Source organism: Caulobacter segnis (assembly GCF_023935105.1).
Lineage (GTDB): Bacteria > Pseudomonadota > Alphaproteobacteria > Caulobacterales > Caulobacteraceae > Caulobacter > Caulobacter segnis_B.
In genome coordinates, this window is record NZ_CP096040.1 from 4,400,012 (window position 1) to 4,417,361 (window position 17,350).

Sequence of the window (17,350 nt, forward strand, 5' to 3'; positions counted from 1 at the left end):
GCCATGGATCGAAAGCCGACGTCGGTCGCGCCTGCTCCGCTGCATTTCTTGAACCGCCTGTACAAAAAACGCAAAGACCACGCCCCGCGCTCGGGTTATGAGCGCCGTCCCATGACCAGCCGTCTCCACGCCCTCGTCCGGGGCAAGAGCCCCATTCGTCCGATCGACGCCCTGCGCGGCGGGGCCGGGGCGCTGCTGGGCCTGCTGTTCGCCGGCGTGCTGGGGCGCTTCGCCGTTTCTTCCGTTTCCGGGGGCGGCGGCGACTGGCTGCATCCGCTGCTGGTGGCGCCGATCGGGGCGTCGGCGGTGCTGGTCTTCGCCGTGCCGGCCAGTCCGCTGGCCCAGCCGCGTTCGGTGCTGGGCGGCAACATCGTCTCGGCCCTGGTCGGAATCACCGTGGCCCTGCTCGTCCCCCAGACCCTGGTCGCCGCGCCCCTGGCCGTGGGCGCCGCGATCGGAACCATGATGCTGCTGGGCTGCCTGCACCCGCCGGGCGGCGCCGTGGCCCTGATCTGCGTGATCGGCGGGCCCAAGGTGGCGCAGGCCGGCTACCTGTTCGCCCTCAATCCGGTGGCGGTCGACTCGCTGCTGCTGACCGGCGCCGGGATGATCTGGGGCCGGCTCACCGGCCACTCCTATCCGCACCGCGCGCCGGCCGCGCCGGCCAATCCGCACGGCGCCAAGGATCCCTCCCCGGCCAGCCGCATCGGCTACAGCGCCACCGACCTGGATGTCGCCCTGGCCCGCTACGGCGAGCTGCTGGACGTCAGCCGCGAGGACCTGGACGCCCTGTTCCGTGAGGTCGAGCTGTCGGCCGCCCAGCGCCTGCACGGCCAGATCCGCTGCGGCGACGTGATGTCCCGCGACGTCATCAGCCTGCACCACGACCAGTCGGCCGAAAGCGCGCTGGCCTATATGCGTGAGCACGACCTGCGCACCGCGCCGGTGGTCGACGCCGACAATCGCGTCATCGGCCTGGCCCGCCGGGCCGAGCTGCAGGCCAATCGCCGCCGCAAGGTCGAAGCGGCCCTGGATCCCTTCGTCCACAAGGTCATGGAGGGCACGCCGATCGCGGCCCTGCTGCCGATCCTCTCCACCGGCCACACCCACGAGGCCATGGTCGTCGACGGCGAGCGCCGGCTGATCGGGGTGATCACCCAGACGGATCTGATCGCGGTGCTCTACCGCGCGCACATCGTCGAGGCTGTGGTGGGGGGTTAGGGATCTTACCCATCCTCGCCCACTAAATCCGCCTTCCTAGGCCTTGCGCCTAGGACCCAGTGTTCCGCTGCTCAGATCCGAAACTAGAGCATGCCCACGCTGGCGGCGCGCTTCTTCGGCGCCGAACCCAGCTGCGCCATGGGTCCTAGGCACAAGGCCTAGGAAGGCGAATTGAGTGAGTCCTGCCGGCTGGCCTTAAGCCGCCCGCCGCATCCCCGCCTTGCCCAACCTAAACCGCCCGACCAGGTCCATCAGCCTCGCGCCCTGCCCCGCCAGGGCCTGGTCGGCGATGCGGGCGTCCTCGACCATGGCCAGGTTCTCCTGGGTGAAGCGCTCGATCTCGGCGACCTCGCCGTTGACGGCCGAGAGGTCCTGGGCCTGCTCGCGGACCGACGAGGCGATGCGGGTGGCGGCCGCGTCGATGCCGGCCATCCGCCCGGCGACGCCATGCAGGGCCGCGCCGGTGCGCTCGACCTGGGCCACGCCCGCCTCGACCCGGACGTTCGACTCGCCGATCAGGGTCTTGATCTGCCGCGCGGAGTCCGCCGAGCGCTGGGCCAGGGCCCGCACCTCTTGCGCGACCACCGCGAAGCCGCGTCCAGCTTCACCGGCCCGCGCCGCTTCGACGCCGGCGTTCAGGGCCAGCAAGTTGGTCTGGAAGGCGATCTCGTCGATCAGGCCCACGATGTCGCCGATCTGGCGCGAGGAGGCGTCGATCTCGCCCATGGTGCGGGCCGATTCGCTGACCAGGGCCCCGCCCTCGTCGGCCTCGGTGCGGGCCGAGGCGACCAGGCGGCGGGTCTCGTCGGCCCCGCCGGCCACCTCGCCCATGGCCCCGGTGACGGCGTTCAGCGAGCCGGCGGCCCGCTCCAGGCCCTGGGCCTGGCGTTCCGTGCGGCGGGCCAGTTCGCCCGACGCCTGGCTGAGGGTGTCGCTGGCCGCGCCGATCGCGTCGGCGGCCTCGGCGATCTCGCCGATCGCCAGGTCCAGGCTCTGGACGGCGCGGTTGAAGTCGGCGCGCAGCGGCTCGTAGACCGGCGCGAACGGGCCGGCGATGCGGCGCGAAAGATCACCTTCGGCCACGGCGGCCAGGGCCTCGCCCACCTGACGGACCACGGCGGTCTGCTCGTCGATCGACATCGTCAGGGCGGCGGCGCGATCGCGGTCGGCGTCGGCGGCCTGGCGTAGGGCGTCCTGCTGGTCGCGCAGGGCCTGGGCCCGCGCCAGCTCGGCGCGCAGGGTCTCCAGCGAACGGGCGATCGCCCCGATCTCGTCGGCGCGCTCCAGCTCGGCCACCGGCTGGTCGTAGCGGTGATCGGCCATCACCCGCACGGTGTCGCGCAGGGTCAGCAGCGGCTTGGCGATCAGCTTGCGCGAGGTCGCGGCCAGCACGCCCAGGGCGGCCAGCAACAGCACCAGGCCGCCGATGGCCAGGCCCAGGGCCAGTTGGCGCGCGGGGGCCAGCAGGGCCTCCTCCGTCACGTCGACCACCACCGCCCAGGTCGCGCCCGAGGCCAGCCGCACCGGGGCCACCAGGCGTTCGGCGCGCTTGCCGCCGATCTTGATGTCCTCGATCACGGTCGGCCCGCCGCCGGCGATCACCGCCTTGATCTGGCCCAGGCCAGGATCGGCATAGGCCTTCATGCGCAGCGCCGCCTCGGGGTGCGAGACCCACAGGCCGCCGGGCGAGACCAGCATGGCGCGGCCGCCGTCGAAGGGCTTCAGGGCGTTCAGCCGGCCGGCGATGTCGTCCAGCGCCAGGTCGGCGCCCATGACGCCCACCGTCTTGCCGTTCGCGATCACGGGGTAGGTGATCGAGGTCATCAGCACGTACTTGGTCTGGCCGCCGTCGGTGATGTTGTCGCGATAGGGCTCCAGGATCGCCGGCTTGCCGCTGTCGAAGCTGGTCTTGAAGAAGCCCTCGTTGAACTCGTTGTCCTCGCCCTGCTCGGAGGTCAGGGTGTCGCCGGTGCGCACCCAGTAGCCGATGAAGCGCCCCTGGGGGGTCGAGCCCAGGTCGGCGCGGCCGGCGAAGGCGGCGTCGTCGCCCAGCGCGTCCGGGGCGAACATCAGCCAGCCGCCCAGCATAGTCTTGGACGCGTGGGCGATCGGCTTCAGTTGGGCCAGGTACTGGGCGCGGTCGCGCTGGCTGGCCTCGTAAGAGGCGGCGAACAGCCCGGCCGAGGCGCGGACCACCGCGTCGGCGTCGTCCAGGTCGTTCTTGATCTCCTGGCCGGTCTGGGCGGTCACGGTGGCGGCGTAGCGTTCGGCCAGGCCGCGCATGGCCTTGCCGCTCTGCCAGGTGATCAGCAGCGATCCCGCGATCAGCAGCGCACCCAACGCGGCGCCGCCCGCTGTCATCAGCTTTCCCGCCAACGACAACCGCCTGAACGCTCCGGTCATCCTAAGTCCCCCGACTCGACTCAAGGGAGCAGAAGGCTTGGTAAACCTTGCAGAACGCTGAACGAGTGATCATCGTTCATGCAAACAGACGTATGGAACGGGGAGCTTCCGATGATCGTGGTCCACCACCTGAACAACTCGCGCAGCCAGCGGGTGCTGTGGCTGCTGGAGGAGCTTGGCCTGCCCTACGAGATCAAGCGGTACCAGCGCGACGCCAAGACCATGCTGGCCCCGCCCGAGCTGAAGGCCATCCATCCCCTGGGCAAGTCGCCGGTCATCACCGACGGCGACAAGGTCATCGCCGAGACCGGGGCGATCGTGGAGTACATCCTCGAGACCTATGGCCAGGGCCGGCTGATCCCGGCGGCCGGCACGCCCGAGCGCCTGCGCCACACCTACTGGCTGCACTACGCCGAGGGCTCGGCCATGACGCCCCTGCTGCTGAAGCTGGTGTTCTCGGCGCTGCCCGCCCGCGCGCCCGGCCTGATGAAGGGCCTGGTCAAGAGCGTCGCCGCCCGCGCCCAGCAAGGCTTCGTCGACCCGCAGCTGAAGGCCCATGTCGACTACTGGGAGGCCGAACTGGCCAAGTCCGAATGGTTCGCCGGCGGCGAGATGACCGGCGCCGACATCATGATGAGCTTCCCGCTGGAGGCCGGCGCCGCGCGGGCTGGAGCGTCGTCGCGCCCGCACATCAAGGCCTTCCTGGACAAGATCCACGCCCGCCCCGCCTACCAGCGCGCCCTCGAGCGCGGCGGGCCGTACGCCTACGCCTGACGCCTAGGTCAGGGCGACTGCTGACAGGTCCGGGCGTCGGCGCGTGAAAACGTCTTCGTCCTGGACTAACGTTACGGAAACCCAAGGGAGGATCCCCATGAAGATCGTCACCAGCCTGAGCTTCAAGGGCGAGTGCCGCCAGGCCTTCGACTTCTACGCCGAGGTGCTGGGCGGCAAGGTCACCGCCGCCTTTCCGTTCGGCGAGGGCCCGCCCGGCGGCCCGCCGATGGATCCCCAGTACAAGGACTGGCTGATGCACGCCTGGCTGGACGTCGGCGACCAGTCGATCATGGGCGCGGACATGCCGCCCGAGTTCGCCCCCAACATCGACAAGCCCAAGAACGGCTTCGACGTCACCTATCACACCGACGACCCGGTCGAGGCCAAGCGGGTGTTCGACGCCCTGTCCGAGGGCGGCAAGGTCGGCATGGCCTTCGCCGAGACCTTCTGGTCGCCCGGCTACGGCAACCTGATCGACAAGTTCGGCATCCCCTGGATGATCAACACCACGCCCAAGCAAGGGTAAGGACCGACGGCCACCGCTGCGCATGTCCGACAAATTCCACCCGAGCATGTTGGGGACGCGCAGCGGGGTTTCGGTGGCGGCCGACGAATCCTTGTTCCGCCACGGGCACCAATACCGACCTTCGGACGATTGACCTCTAAATTTGTCTGAGTAATTCTTGCGGGGGAACGCAAGGAATAATGACAAATGCGATTGGGGTTGGTGACGTTGGCGCTGGTCGCGGCGCTGTCGGTCGGCGCGCCGGCCGGGGCGCGAGAGACCAAGGGCGCCGAACCGGGCTCGAACCCCATCGTCCGGGACAAGTTCACGGCGGACCCCGCCCCGCTGGTCGTCGGCGACCGCCTCTTCCTCTACGTCGGCCATGACGAGGCCCAGCGCGACGAGATGTTCAACATGCGCGAGTGGCTGGTCTACTCGACGACGGACATGAAGCACTGGACGTCGTATCCGCCCATCATGAAGGCCACGGACTTCAAGTGGGCCAAGAAGGACGCCTGGGCGTCGCAGGCGATTGAGAAGAACGGCAAGTTCTACTTCTACGCCGCCGTCGAGCACGACAGCACCCATCCGGGCAAGGCGATCGGCGTGGCGGTCTCGGACAAGCCGACCGGCCCCTTCGTCGACGCCCGCGGGTCCGCTCTGATCACCAACCAGATGACGCCCAAGGGGACCCACAGCTGGGAGGACATCGATCCCACGGTGTTCACCGACGACGACGGAACGACCTGGATCGCCTGGGGCAATCGTCAGGCCTATATCGCCAAGCTCAAGCCGAACATGATCGAGATCGACGGCCCGATCACCGAGATCACGCCGCCGCACTTCGAGGAAGGGCCGTGGCTGCACAAGCGCGGCGAGCTGTACTACCTGACCTACGCCTCGCTGGACCGGTCGACCCAGCGTGACGAGCATGTCTCCTACGCGACCGCGCCCGCCATCACGGGGCCCTGGACCTATCGGGGACTGCTCACCGGATCGGGCAAGTACAGCTTCACGATCCATCCCGGCATCGTCGAGTTCAAGGGCGCCTGGTATATCTTCCTGCACAACGCGGACCTGGCGATCGGCGATCAGAGCGGCGCGATCGGACGCCGGGCCGTGACGGTCGAGCGTCTCCACTACAACGCCGACGGGACCCTCAAGCCCGTGGTTCAGACCAGGGCTGGGGTGTCGGCGCGGCCCTGAAACCTCTGCGACCAACCGTCGCCGTGGGCGCGATGTTAGGGGTTCGCGAACCACGTTGATCGCACCGTCCCTCCGCGCCGTGGGGTTTTTCTCGCCGCGCGAAGGAGACGCCCCGTCTTGAGCCCTCGGATCCCCGCGACGCGCCGCCTCGCCGCCGTCGCCGGTCCGACCGCCCTTGCAACCCTAGGGGTTCTTCTCAGCCTTTTCGCGGCCGTCGCCGTCGACGCCCACCCCCGGACGCCGGGACGGGTGGCGGCGGTGTTCCCGCCGTGGTGGAGCCCCGCCCAGATCGTCGGCGCGGCCGGATCGGCCGGCGACATCGCCGGCGCCGGCGGCGCGCCATTCATCGTGATCCTGCGCGCGGCCCCCGACGACAGGGGCCCCGCCGACCTCCTACAGCGCGCGCGGCAGGCCGGCGCGCTGCTGCTGCTCGACCCCGCCCTGGCCGGCGCCTGCGCGCGCCCGGCCTCGGACCTTTCCTCTCAAGACCCCGTCTGATTCATGAAGCTCTCGTTCTCGAACCTCGACGCCCAACGCGCGGTCGGCGGCAAGCTGATCGTCATCCTGGCCTGGGCCATGATCCCGGTGGTGCTGGCCGCGCGCCTGACGGTGCATGGCGGCCTGACGGGCCTGATGGTCGCCTCGGCCCTGGCGGCGACGGGCGCGACCCTGGCCTGGCGCTTCGGCGGCGAGGGCTCGGCCGGGCGTTCGCTGGTCGGCGTGGCCCTGATGGCCCAGGTCTCGCTGCTGGTCGCCGCCCTGGGCGGCCACGCCTGGCAGACCGACATGCACATGGCCTATTTCGCGGCCCTGGCCCTGCTGGTGGTCTATTGCGACTGGGTCGTCATCGCCGCCGCCGCCGCGACCGTGGCCGTGCATCACCTGGGCCTGTCCTACCTGCTGCCCAGCGCCGTTTTCCCCGGCTCGGCCAGCCTGGGCCGCGTGATCGTCCACGCCGTGATCCTGATCGTCGAGGCCGGCGCCCTGATCGCCGTCACCGCCAGCGTCAGTTCGATGTTCGCCGTCGCCTCCAGCGCCCGCGCCAAGGCCGAGGCGGCCGTCGGCGAGGCCCGCGCCGCCAATGACGCGGCCGAGGACGCCCGCCGCTCGGAGGAAGAGACCCGGGTCGTCAACACCGCCGCCCGCGAACGGGCCGAGGCCCAGCGCGACGCGGCCATCGCCGCCCTGGGCCAGGCCCTGTCGCACCTGGCGCGCGGCGACCTGACCGCCCGCCTGGAGACCCGCTTCGCCGAGGCCTTCGAGCCCTTGCGCGCCGACTACAACACCGCCGCCGGCAAGCTGGCCGACGCCCTGTCGGTGATCGAGGGCCGGGTCGACGGCGTGCGCGCCGGCTCCGACCAGATCGCCGACGCCTCGGTCAGTCTCTCGCGCCGCACCGAGCGCCAGGCCGCCAGCCTGGAAGAGACCGCCGCGGCCATGGACGAGATCACCGTCACGGTCGGCCAGACGGCCTCGGGCGCCAAGAAGGCCGCCGAGGTGGTGGCCCGCGCCCGCGACGACATCCGCCGCTCGGGCGAGGTGGTGCAACAGGCCGTCGCCGCCATGACCGCCATCGAAGGCTCGTCGCAAGAGATCACCAACATCATCTCGGTGATCGACGAGATCGCCTTCCAGACCAACCTGCTGGCCCTGAACGCCGGGGTCGAGGCCGCCCGCGCCGGCGACAGCGGCAAGGGTTTCGCGGTCGTCGCCCAGGAAGTTCGCGCTCTGGCCCAGCGCTCGGCCGAGGCGGCCAAGGAGATCAAGACCCTGATCTCGACCTCGTCCCACCAGGTCGAGGCGGGCGTCGGCCTGGTCGGCCGCACCGGCGAGGCGCTGGAGCGGATGGTCTCGCAGATCGCCGAAATCGACGGGCTGGTCAGCGAGATCGCAGCCTCCGCCCAGAGCCAGGCGCACGGCCTGAGCCAGGTGAACGGCGCGGTGAACCAGATGGATCAGGTGCTGCAGGAGAACGCCGGCATGGTCGAACAGACCTCGGTGGCCACCCAGACCCTGAACGCCGACGCGGCCCTGCTGGCCGACCTGGTCGGCCAGTTCGAGCTGCCGCGGACGGCGCGCGAACCGGCGCGACGCCGCGCCTGAGGGAGCCAGGCGCCGTCGGCCCAAACCCCTTAAGGCCAAGCTCGCCCCCTTGCGTATCCAGAACGGGGCGCCTATCCTCCCAGCCCCCGGTTGTGAGCGCCCGCGACCGGAAGTCTTTCCTCCCAAGGCGTCCGAGCTAAAATCCGCAATGGAAAAAGTGCCGATGACCGTCGGTGGGTATCAAACCCTCGACGAAGAACTGAAGCGTTTGAAGACCATCGAACGACCGGCCGTGATCGCCGCGATCGCGGAGGCGCGCTCGCACGGCGACCTGTCGGAAAACGCCGAGTACCATGCCGCCAAGGAGCGTCAGGGCTGGATCGAAGGCCAGATCGCCGAGATCGAGGACAAGATCGCGCGCGCCCAGGTCATCGACGTGTCGAAGCTCTCGGGCAAGCAGATCAAGTTCGGGGCGACCGTGTCGGTGATCGACGAGGACACCGAGGACGAGGCCCGCTACCAGATCGTCGGCGAGCATGAGGCCGACGTGAAGTCGGGCCGCATCTCTGTCTCGTCGCCGCTGTCGCGCGCGATGATCGGCAAGGAAGTCGGCGAGGTGGTCGAGGTCAACACGCCCGGCGGCGTGAAGGCCTACGAGATCACCAAGGTGGAGTGGCTGTAGGCGGTCCGCCGCCCAAGCCGCGCCATATTGCGAGTTCAAGGGAACGAGGCCGCTTAAGCTAAGCGGCCTCGTTTCGTTTGCGTTGTTCGGGATCGACGACTTGACCGAAGCTCCCAAGCTCCCCCTGCGAGTGTGGGCCGTGTCCGACGGCCGCGCCGGCATCGAGGCCCAGGTGGTGGGTCTGTCGGAGGCCCTGGCGCGCCTGGTCCCCTGCGAGGTCACCGTCAAGCGCGTCGCCTGGAAGGGCGACACGGGTCGCCTGCCCTGGTGGCTGAACCTCCTGCCCAAGCGCTGGCTGACGCCGGAGAGCGGGATCCCGACCGGCAAGCGCCGGGAGGGCGAGGACAGCGCGTGGCCCGACGTCTGGATCGCCGCCGGCCGCGCCACCCTGCCCCTCTCGATCCGGGCCAAGCGCTGGTCGGGCGGCCGCACCCACGTGGTCCAGATCCAGGACCCGCGGGTGCCGGCCCACATGTTCGACCTGGTGATCCCGCCCCGGCACGACCGCCTGACCGGCGACAACGTGCTGCCGATCACCGGCTCGCCCCACCGGACGACGCCGGCGCGACTAGAGGCCGAGTACGCGGCGTTCAAGAGCGTGATCGATCCCCTGCCCCGTCCGCGCGTGGCGGTGCTGGTCGGGGGCAAGTCCAAGGCCTTCGATCTCTCCAGCGAGCGCGCCGCCCAGATCGCCCACTCGATCCAGATCCCGCTGGAGCAGGAAGGCGGCAGCTTGCTGATGACCTTCTCGCGGCGCACGCCCGAGCCGGCTCGCGCGCTGATGACCGCCCGGCTGCGCCACCTGCCGGGGGTGATCTGGCCAGATGGGAAAGGGAACAGCGAGGGACCGAACCCCTACTTCGCCTTCCTGGCCGGCGCCGACTACATCCTCGTCACCGAGGACTCGACCAACATGGCCACCGAGGCGGCCTCGACCGGCAAGCCCGTCTTCGTGCTGAAGATGGACGGCTCCAGCCTGAAGTTCCGGCTGTTTCACGAGGAGCTGGAAAGCAGGGGCGCGGCCCGGCCCTATGGCGGCGCCTTCCATGGCTGGACCTACGAACCCGTCAACGAGACCGACCGGGCGGCGCGGGCGGTGCTGGCGATGATCGGGGTGGAAATCCCGGAACCCGCGGTCGCGGCGCCGACGGTCGAGGACGCGTCGGCGTCCAAGCCCCGCAAGCCTCGCGCGACCAGGCCGAAAGCCTGATTTTTCCAATTGCCGACGCGCGAATGTTCGCGTTACGTTCGCGCCATGATTGAGTTGCCGATCATTTCTCGCGCCTGCAAGGCCGCGCGTAATGAACAGCGCAAGGCGCTGGCGGCGACCTGCGACACGGCGTCCATCGCCTTCGTGGGCTCGGCGTTTCTCCAGCCCTTGGTGGCGGGCCATGCCAACGCGTTGCTCGTGGTTGGCGCCTTGGCGAGCTTCGTTGCTCTACAAGGCGCGCTCCATTACATTCTCTATCGGGTGGAGGATTGAATGGACCCATTCTTCCGAATGCAGCTGATCCTTTGGATCGCTATCCTGGGCGCGTTCGGCGTCCATTGGTTCTTCATGCGCGGCTACATCCGGGAACGGAAGAAGCAGCAACGCGATCGAAAATCCTAGAGATCGCATCCCACCGACGACACGGCCCACGGGCATGACCCGCATCCTCTTCATCTGCGCCGCCGGACCCAGCGTGGGCGGCGGGCATGTCATGCGGTCGCTGACCTTGGCGCGAACGCTGGAGGCGCGCGGCGCGACCTGCGCGTTCAAGGCGACGCCCGAGGTCGCCAAGGTGCTGGACGCCTTCGCCGCCGGCATGGCCCGCGTCGACGCCGACGACGGCTTCGACGCCCTGGTGTTCGACAGCTACGCCCTCGCCGCCGACGACCATCGCGCGATCGCCAAGGGTCGCCCCAGCCTGGTCATCGACGATCTGGCCGACCGGCCGCTGGCGGCGAACATGGTGCTGGACTCGGGCCCGGCGCGGCGGGCGGAGGACTATGCCGGCCTGGTCCCGCCGGACGCCAAGCTGCTGCTGGGTCCAAGCTTCGCGCCCGTGCGTCCGGCCTTCGCCGCCCTGCGCGACGAGGCGCTGGGCCGACGCGCCGAGAAGAGCCCCGTGCGGCGCATCCTGGTGTCGCTGGGCCTGACCGACGTCGGCGGGATCACCCAGCGGGTCGTCCGACTGCTGCGGCCTCTCGCCGGCGAGGCCAAGCTCGACCTCGTCCTGGGCGGCGGCGCACCCAGCCTGCCGGCGCTGTGGGCCCTGGCGGCCGATGACCCGCGCGTCGAGCTGCACGTCGACACCCAGCACATGCCACAGCTGGCGCTGGAGGCCGACCTGGCGATCGGGGCCGGAGGCTCGACCACCTGGGAGCGTTGCGTGCTGGCCCTGCCGACCCTGACCCTGGTCCTGGCCGACAACCAGGTCGCCGCCGCCCGGGCCCTGGAAGCGGCCGGCGCCTCCCCTGCCTGGACGTCCACGCGGCGGATTTCGAGACCGCCTTTACCCGCGCCGTCAAGACGCTGTTGGTCGACACCGACGCCCGCGCCGCCCTGTCGGCGGCCAGCGCCACCGTCTGCGACGGCCTGGGCGCGGACCGCGCGGCCGAAGCTTTTCTGGCGGCCCTCTAGCGAACAGCGTTCGCCTACCCCACTCTCCTTTCAGGCAAGGGAGGGCGAAACATGTCTCGGAACAAGAAATCCGTGGTGGTCACCGGCGTCTCCACCGGCATCGGCTGGGGCTCGGTCAAGGTGCTGACGGGCAAGGGCTTCCACGTCTTCGGCAGCGTGCGCAAACAGGCCGACGCCGACCGCCTGAAGGCCGAGTTCGGCGAGGCGTTCACCCCCCTGCTGTTCGACGTCACCGACGAAGCCGCCGTCAAGGCCGGCGCCAGCCAGGTCGAGGCCGCCCTGGCGGGCGCGACCCTGGCCGGCCTGGTCAACAACGCCGGGATCGCCGTGGCCGGCCCCCTGCTCTATCTGCCTGTCGACGAATGGCGCCAGCAGCTGGAGGTCAACCTGACCGGCGTGGTCATCGCCACCCAGGCCTTCGCGCCCCTGCTCGGCGCGGGCGGGCCCCGCCGCGCCGACGCCGGCCGCATCGTCAACATCTCCTCGGTCGGCGGCCGTAACGCCAACCCGTTCATGGCCCCCTACTGCACCAGCAAGTTCGGACTGGAGGGTCTGTCAGAAGCCCTGCGTCGCGAGATGCTGCTGTTCGGCGTCGACGTGGTGGTGGTCGCGCCCGGGGCGGTGGCGACGCCGATCTGGGACAAGGCCGACCAGATCGACACCAGCCGCTACGCCAATACCGTCTACGCCACGGCCCTGGACCGGCTGCGCGCCTACATGCTGCAGATCGGCAAGGCCGGGCTGGCGCCCGAGGCGATCGGCGAGGCCATCGCCACCGCCCTGACCGCGCCTCGGCCCAAGGTCCGCTATGTCGTCTCGCCCTCGCCGATGCAGGTGCTGATGACGGAGATCCTGCCCAAGCGCACCCTGGACCGCATCACGGGCCAGCGCCTGGGGCTGCTGCCGGGATCATAGATTTAGGATTGTAGTTCCCGCTCCGCGCGCTCAGCATCGCCGCCTGAGCGAGGGGGAATCAATGCCGAAGGACGGGACGCCGGACCGGACGAAGGACCGCATCGTCCTTCTCGACTCGCTGCGGGGCCTGGCGATCCTGGGGATCCTGCTGTGCAACATCCCTGTCGCCTTCGAACCGGAGTCCGTGGCCGAGAGCGTGCCGTTCTGGCCGCACGGCCAGGCGCCGGCCAGCCTGGCTGTCTGGTGGGTCACCCAGGTGTTCTTCCAGCAGAAGTTCTACACCCTGTTCGGCATGCTGTTCGGGGCCTCGGTGCTGCTGGTCGGCGGCGAGGGGGGCGACCGCGACCGTACGACGATGATCGTCAAGCGCCTGCTGGCTCTGCTGGCCATCGGCCTGCTGCACGGCCTGGTGATCTGGCAGGGCGACGTGCTGTCGTTCTACGCCGTGGTCGGTCTGATCGTGCTGCTGGTCCGGGGCTGGTCGGCGCGGCGGCTGCTGACGACGGGGATCGTCCTGCACCTGGCCATCCAGGGCTGGGAGCTGTGGCGCATGCTCAGCCGCGCGGCGCGCTTCGACTAGCCGATCCCGCCGGACCTGGCCGCCCGGATCGCCGACAAGGCCAGCGCGGAAACCGCCCGGTTCAGCGGCGACTTCATGAGCTCCCTCGCCCAGAACGCCCACGGCTATTGGGACTTCGTCACCGGTTCGTGGCAGTGGCCGCCGATCTGGCCGTTGATGGTGCTGGCGCTGATGCTGATGGGCATGGGCTTGTTCAAGACGGGCGTGCTGAAGGGCCAGCTGTCGCCGGCCGCGCACAAGGTCCTGGCGGCCATCGGCCTATCGGCGCTGGTCCTGGTCGCCGCGGTCCTGGCGCTGTACCTGGCCGTCCCGTCGCATCCGCAGATGCTGGGCCGCCTGGCGCGCTGGATGCAGGCGCTCACCGCCCCGGCGGTCAGCCTGGGCTACCTGGCCCTGCTGGCTCTGGCGTCGCGGAGCCGGGTCTGGCGCGCCATCCCCGCCGTGCTGGCCCCGGCGGGCCAGATGGCCTTCACCAACTATCTGATGCAGTCGGTGATCATGACGGTGCTGTCGTATGGCGGCCGGGGGCCCGTGCTGTACGGCAAGCTGGATCGGCCCGCTCTGGCGGGGATCGTCGTGGCGATCTGGATCGCCCAGATCCTGTGGTCCCGCTGGTGGCTCAAGCGCTTTTCCATGGGGCCGCTGGAATGGCTGTGGCGGCTGGCCTATCGGGGCCCGACGCCTTTGCGCAAGGCGGCGGAAGCCTAGCCCACCATCGACCAGTCCAGCGGCTCGCCGCGCGAGATGTCACGCGACGCGGGCTTGCCCAGGACCTTGTCCAGCTCGCCGGGCGGCAGGCCGTTGCCGGGGCGGACCGAGCGGATGTTGGCGCGAGACAGCGTCTCGCCAGCCTTGATGTCTGACGTGACGTAGAGCGAGCGGCGGAACTGCAGGTTGGCGCGCTCGGCGCCCAGCACGTCGTAGTGGGCCGCGCCCAGCGCCGCCCAGGCGTTCCTGGTGTCGTCGACCAGGGCCTTGAACTCGGCCGGCTCCAGGCTGAAGGCCGCGTCCGGTCCGCCGTCGGCGCGGGCCAGGGTGAAGTGCTTTTCGATGCAGCAGGCGCCGACCGACACCGCCGCCACCGAGGCGGCCGTGCCCGGCGTGTGGTCGGACAGGCCGACCGGGCAGCCGAAGCGGGCGGCCATGTCGGGGACCGTGCGGACGTTCGCGTCGGCGAAGGTCGCGGGATAGCTGGACACGCAGTGCAGCAGCAGCACGCCCGCCGCGCCGGCCGCCAGGGCCGTATCGCGGGCCGTCCGCATCTCCTCGAGATTGGCCATGCCGGTCGAGATGATCAGCGGCTTGCCCTTGCTGGCCGCGTACTTGATCAGCGGCAGGTCGACGGCCTCGAACGAGGCGATCTTGAAGGCCGGGGCTCCCAGGCTGTCCAGCAGGTCGACGGCGGTCTCGTCGAACGGGCTGGAGAAGATCGTCACCCCACGCTGGCGGGCGCGCTCGAAGATGGCCGCGTGCCATTCGAACGGCGTCTGGGCTTCCTGGTAAAGCTCGTACAGCGAGCGGCCGTCCCACAGACCGCCGTGGATCCGGAATTCGGGCCGGTCGACGTCCAGGGTGATGGTGTCGGCGGTATAGGTCTGGATCTTGATCGCGTCGCAGCCGGTGTCGGCCGCGGCGTCGACCATCGAAAGGCAGCGCTCGAGGCTGCCGTTGTGATTGCCCGAAAGCTCGCAGATCACATAGGGCGCGTGATCAACGCCGATCTTGCGGCCGGCGATCTCGATGAAGGGGTGGGACATGACGGATCAGCCGCGAACGTGGTTGCCGCCAGTTTAACCCCGCAAAGGTGGACGAGGCGTCAATCGCTACTCGACGACGCCACGTTCCATGGCCGGCGGCTCGACCGGCCGGGCGTCGTAATCGCGCTTGCCCATCCAGGCGGCGAATCCGGCGATGGCGCAGAAGACGCCGACCATGCCGACGCCGATGCTGACGTCGCCGAACCACAGATTGGCCAGACCCGCGAACAGCGAGACGATGGCCGCGCACAGCAGGATTCCCAGCTTCATGCGATTTCCTCCATGTGGCTTGTGTCGCCACTGAGTGGAATCGACACTATATCTGCGGCCATGTCCACGACCGCTCCCCGCCAAACGCGCTGCCTGATCATCGGTTCGGGCCCCGCTGGCTATACCGCCGCCATCTATGCCGCCCGCGCGCTGCTGAAACCCGTGCTGATCGCCGGCATCCAGCCGGGCGGCCAGCTGACCATCACGACCGACGTCGAGAACTATCCGGGCTTCGCTGACGTGATCCAGGGTCCGTGGCTGATGGACCAGATGCGCGCCCAGGCCGAGCATGTCGGGACCGAGCTGGTCAACGACATCGTGCTGTCGGTCGACCTCAGCAAGCGCCCGTTCACGGTCAAGACCGACAGTGGCCAGGACTGGATCGCCGAGACGATCATCATCGCCACCGGCGCCCAGGCCAAGTGGCTGGGCCTGGAGAGCGAGAGCCGCTTCCAGGGCTTCGGCGTGTCGGCCTGCGCCACCTGCGACGGCTTCTTCTATCGCAACAAGGCCGTCATCGTGGTCGGCGGCGGCAACACCGCCGTGGAAGAGGCCCTGTTCCTGACCAGCTTCGCCAGCAAGGTGACCCTGGTCCACCGCAAGGACGAGCTGCGCGCCGAGAAGATCCTGCAGGAGCGCCTGCTGGCCCATCCCAAGATCGAGGTGGTCTGGGACAGCGTCATCGACGAGGTGGTCGGCGAGACCGATCCCCAAAATGGACAACCGGCGGGCGTCACCGGCGCGCGTCTGAAGAACATCAAGACCGGCGAGACCACCGATATCGCCGCCGACGGCGTGTTCATCGCCATCGGCCACGCGCCGTCGTCGGAGCTGTTCGCCGGCCAGCTGGATCGCAACTCCGGCGGCTATCTGAAGGTCAAGCCGGGCACCGCCTCGACCGCGATCGAGGGCGTCTACGCCGCCGGCGACGTGACCGACGACGTCTACCGCCAGGCCGTGACGGCCGCCGGCATGGGCTGCATGGCCGCCCTGGAAGCCGTGCGCTTCCTGGCCGAGGAAGACCACAAGGCCGCCCACCACCCGATCAGCCACGCGGAAGCGAACAAGATCGGGGTTTGGTGATCCAATCCTCCCCCGCTGGGGGAGGATTTTCAGGTCTCAGTTCAACGGATTCAGCAGGCTCGGCGGCCGAGGCTTCGGCTTGGGCGGCGGCGGTGGCGGCGCGGCGGGCGCGGCGGGCGCCTCGACGGCCGGCGGCGCGGGTTCGCTGACCGCTTCCAGCGCCTTGTTGATGCGGGCGATCTCGTCCGCCGTCGGGATCCTCCGCCCGGCCACCGTGCCCTGCACGGTAACCCGCTCGCCACTCGGCGAGTTGGCGTCGGGCACCGAGACCAGCTTGGCGTCGGGCAGGACCAGGTTCGAGACCCCCAGCATCTGGGCCGCCGCGCCGACGGCGGGGGCCGGGGCGTTCTGGGCGGCCAGCACCTCGGGCGGAGCGGCCTCCAGCGTGCGCGGGTCGGCGGCCATCAGGATCTCGGCGCTCACCGTCTCGTTGCCGGAGTAGCGGCCGGTGAAGGCCCGCAGCATCCCCGACGGCCCGGTCCAGCGATAGAAGATGTGCTGGCCGAACTGCTTCAGCTTGACCAGGGTCGGGGCCCAGTACGGCGAGACGTAGTCGGCGTGGTAGTGGGTGGCCGTGCCCACCGGCTTGAACACGAAGCCGTTCAGCGCCCGGCGCGCCACGGCCTGGGCGTTGGCCCACAGGGTCGGCACCGGAACCCGGGCCAGGGAGCCGTCGCAGGCGAAGCTGAACTGGCAGCCGGTCGCGCGCGCCGCGCCCTCGTAGATCACCCCGCAGATCGACTTCGGATAGCCTGGGTGGCGCATACGGTTGATCACCGTCTGGGCCACGGCCATCTGGCCCTCGCCCGGCTCGAAGCCGGCCTCGTAATAGACCGCCTGGGCCAGGCAGTTCAGCGCCTTGGCGCGGGCGTCGGACGAGCCGGTCAGCACGAACGGCCGTGCGGCCTCCAGGCCTTCGGGGACCATCGGGCGCAGCGAATTGATCAGCCGCGCCTCGTCGAAGTCGGGCTCGCGGTCGCCGATCCGGGGGATGTCCTTGAGATTGATCACCTCCCAGCCCCGGACGCGCCCCCAGTAGTCCTTGCGCGGACGCGGGTCGTGACGGCGCGCCAGGGCCAGCATGGCGGGATCCATGTCGGCGACATAGCGTCGCAGGCCCCGCTCGCTGAAGCTGGACGTGATGCGCATCAGGCCGCCCTCGCGTCCCGCGGCGGCCGGCACGTAATGCGTCGCGCACGCGGTCAGGCCGCCGACGACCAAGGCGGTCGCGGCGGCTTTCCAGACCTGGTTTTCGATCAGGGTCCCCACCCCGCCCCCGGCGCGG

The 17,350-nt window shown here is 69.9% G+C and carries 18 protein-coding genes and 1 pseudogene; 15 read left to right on the plus strand and 4 right to left on the minus strand.

Annotated elements, in window-relative coordinates; all coding sequences use genetic code 11:
• Window positions 1-111 precede the first annotated feature (111 nt).
• Window positions 112-1,221 (plus strand): HPP family protein, encoded by a 1,110-nt coding sequence (locus MZV50_RS20550; RefSeq protein ID WP_252631127.1) that lies wholly within the window; start codon window positions 112-114, stop codon window positions 1,219-1,221.
• Window positions 1,222-1,416: 195 nt separating this feature from the next.
• Here MZV50_RS20550 and MZV50_RS20555 read toward each other — a convergent pair whose 3' ends face one another.
• The gene (locus MZV50_RS20555; protein ID WP_252631129.1) at window positions 1,417-3,624 is read right to left on the minus strand and encodes a methyl-accepting chemotaxis protein; all 2,208 of its coding nucleotides are present in this window, start codon (window positions 3,622-3,624) and stop codon (window positions 1,417-1,419) included.
• Between the two features lie 111 nt (window positions 3,625-3,735).
• Here MZV50_RS20555 and MZV50_RS20560 point away from each other — a divergent pair, with 111 nt between their 5' ends.
• From MZV50_RS20560 to MZV50_RS20615, 13 genes and pseudogenes are all read left to right on the plus strand, one after another.
• Window positions 3,736-4,398 carry a glutathione S-transferase family protein gene (locus MZV50_RS20560; RefSeq protein WP_252631130.1) on the plus strand — a complete coding sequence of 221 codons (663 nt, stop codon included), beginning with the start codon at window positions 3,736-3,738 and terminating at the stop codon, window positions 4,396-4,398.
• A 97-nt stretch (window positions 4,399-4,495) separates the two neighbouring features.
• A complete protein-coding gene (locus tag MZV50_RS20565; RefSeq protein ID WP_252631131.1) occupies window positions 4,496-4,924 on the plus strand; it encodes a VOC family protein in 429 nt (142 codons plus the stop codon).
• A gap of 186 nt (window positions 4,925-5,110) precedes the next feature.
• Complete coding sequence (locus MZV50_RS20570) at window positions 5,111-6,109, plus strand: glycoside hydrolase family 43 protein (protein WP_252631132.1); 999 nt, start codon at window positions 5,111-5,113, stop codon at window positions 6,107-6,109.
• Window positions 6,110-6,226: 117 nt separating this feature from the next.
• Window positions 6,227-6,607 carry a hypothetical protein gene (locus MZV50_RS20575; protein ID WP_252631133.1) on the plus strand — a complete coding sequence of 127 codons (381 nt, stop codon included), beginning with the start codon at window positions 6,227-6,229 and terminating at the stop codon, window positions 6,605-6,607.
• Between the two features lie 3 nt (window positions 6,608-6,610).
• Complete coding sequence (locus MZV50_RS20580) at window positions 6,611-8,212, plus strand: methyl-accepting chemotaxis protein (protein WP_252631135.1); 1,602 nt, start codon at window positions 6,611-6,613, stop codon at window positions 8,210-8,212.
• A gap of 148 nt (window positions 8,213-8,360) precedes the next feature.
• A complete protein-coding gene (greA, locus tag MZV50_RS20585; protein WP_223391468.1) occupies window positions 8,361-8,834 on the plus strand; it encodes a transcription elongation factor GreA in 474 nt (157 codons plus the stop codon).
• Between the two features lie 91 nt (window positions 8,835-8,925).
• Window positions 8,926-10,044 carry a mitochondrial fission ELM1 family protein gene (locus MZV50_RS20590; protein WP_252635287.1) on the plus strand — a complete coding sequence of 373 codons (1,119 nt, stop codon included), beginning with the start codon at window positions 8,926-8,928 and terminating at the stop codon, window positions 10,042-10,044.
• A 45-nt stretch (window positions 10,045-10,089) separates the two neighbouring features.
• Entirely contained in the window at window positions 10,090-10,317 is a 228-nt protein-coding gene (locus tag MZV50_RS20595; protein ID WP_252631137.1) for a hypothetical protein, read from the plus strand.
• Window positions 10,318-10,446 (plus strand): hypothetical protein, encoded by a 129-nt coding sequence (locus MZV50_RS26525; RefSeq protein ID WP_289781881.1) that lies wholly within the window; start codon window positions 10,318-10,320, stop codon window positions 10,444-10,446.
• A 34-nt stretch (window positions 10,447-10,480) separates the two neighbouring features.
• A pseudogene (gene pseG / locus MZV50_RS20600) lies at window positions 10,481-11,460 on the plus strand (UDP-2,4-diacetamido-2,4,6-trideoxy-beta-L-altropyranose hydrolase).
• 51 nt (window positions 11,461-11,511) lie between these two features.
• Window positions 11,512-12,375 carry an SDR family NAD(P)-dependent oxidoreductase gene (locus tag MZV50_RS20605; protein ID WP_252631138.1) on the plus strand — a complete coding sequence of 288 codons (864 nt, stop codon included), beginning with the start codon at window positions 11,512-11,514 and terminating at the stop codon, window positions 12,373-12,375.
• A 61-nt stretch (window positions 12,376-12,436) separates the two neighbouring features.
• Entirely contained in the window at window positions 12,437-12,955 is a 519-nt protein-coding gene (locus MZV50_RS20610) for a DUF418 domain-containing protein (protein WP_252631139.1), read from the plus strand.
• A 75-nt stretch (window positions 12,956-13,030) separates the two neighbouring features.
• Window positions 13,031-13,663, plus strand: coding sequence for a DUF418 domain-containing protein (locus tag MZV50_RS20615; RefSeq protein ID WP_252631140.1), 633 nt, complete (start codon window positions 13,031-13,033; stop codon window positions 13,661-13,663).
• On the opposite strand, the gene pseI is transcribed toward MZV50_RS20615, so the two are convergent.
• A complete protein-coding gene (gene pseI, locus MZV50_RS20620; protein WP_252631141.1) occupies window positions 13,660-14,712 on the minus strand; it encodes a pseudaminic acid synthase in 1,053 nt (350 codons plus the stop codon). The two genes, MZV50_RS20615 and pseI, sit on opposite strands and share 4 nt — an antisense overlap.
• 66 nt (window positions 14,713-14,778) lie before the next feature.
• A complete protein-coding gene (locus MZV50_RS20625; RefSeq protein ID WP_252631142.1) occupies window positions 14,779-14,982 on the minus strand; it encodes a hypothetical protein in 204 nt (67 codons plus the stop codon).
• A 60-nt stretch (window positions 14,983-15,042) separates the two neighbouring features.
• On the opposite strand from MZV50_RS20625, the gene trxB reads away from it, so the two are divergent.
• Window positions 15,043-16,065, plus strand: a complete 1,023-nt coding sequence (gene trxB, locus MZV50_RS20630) for a thioredoxin-disulfide reductase (protein WP_252631144.1) — start codon at window positions 15,043-15,045, stop codon at window positions 16,063-16,065.
• A gap of 36 nt (window positions 16,066-16,101) precedes the next feature.
• On the opposite strand, the gene MZV50_RS20635 is transcribed toward trxB, so the two are convergent.
• On the minus strand, window positions 16,102-17,334 hold the full coding sequence (locus MZV50_RS20635; protein ID WP_252631146.1) for a cell wall hydrolase: 1,233 nt from the start codon (window positions 17,332-17,334) through the stop codon (window positions 16,102-16,104).
• Between the last annotated feature and the right edge of the window lie 16 nt (window positions 17,335-17,350).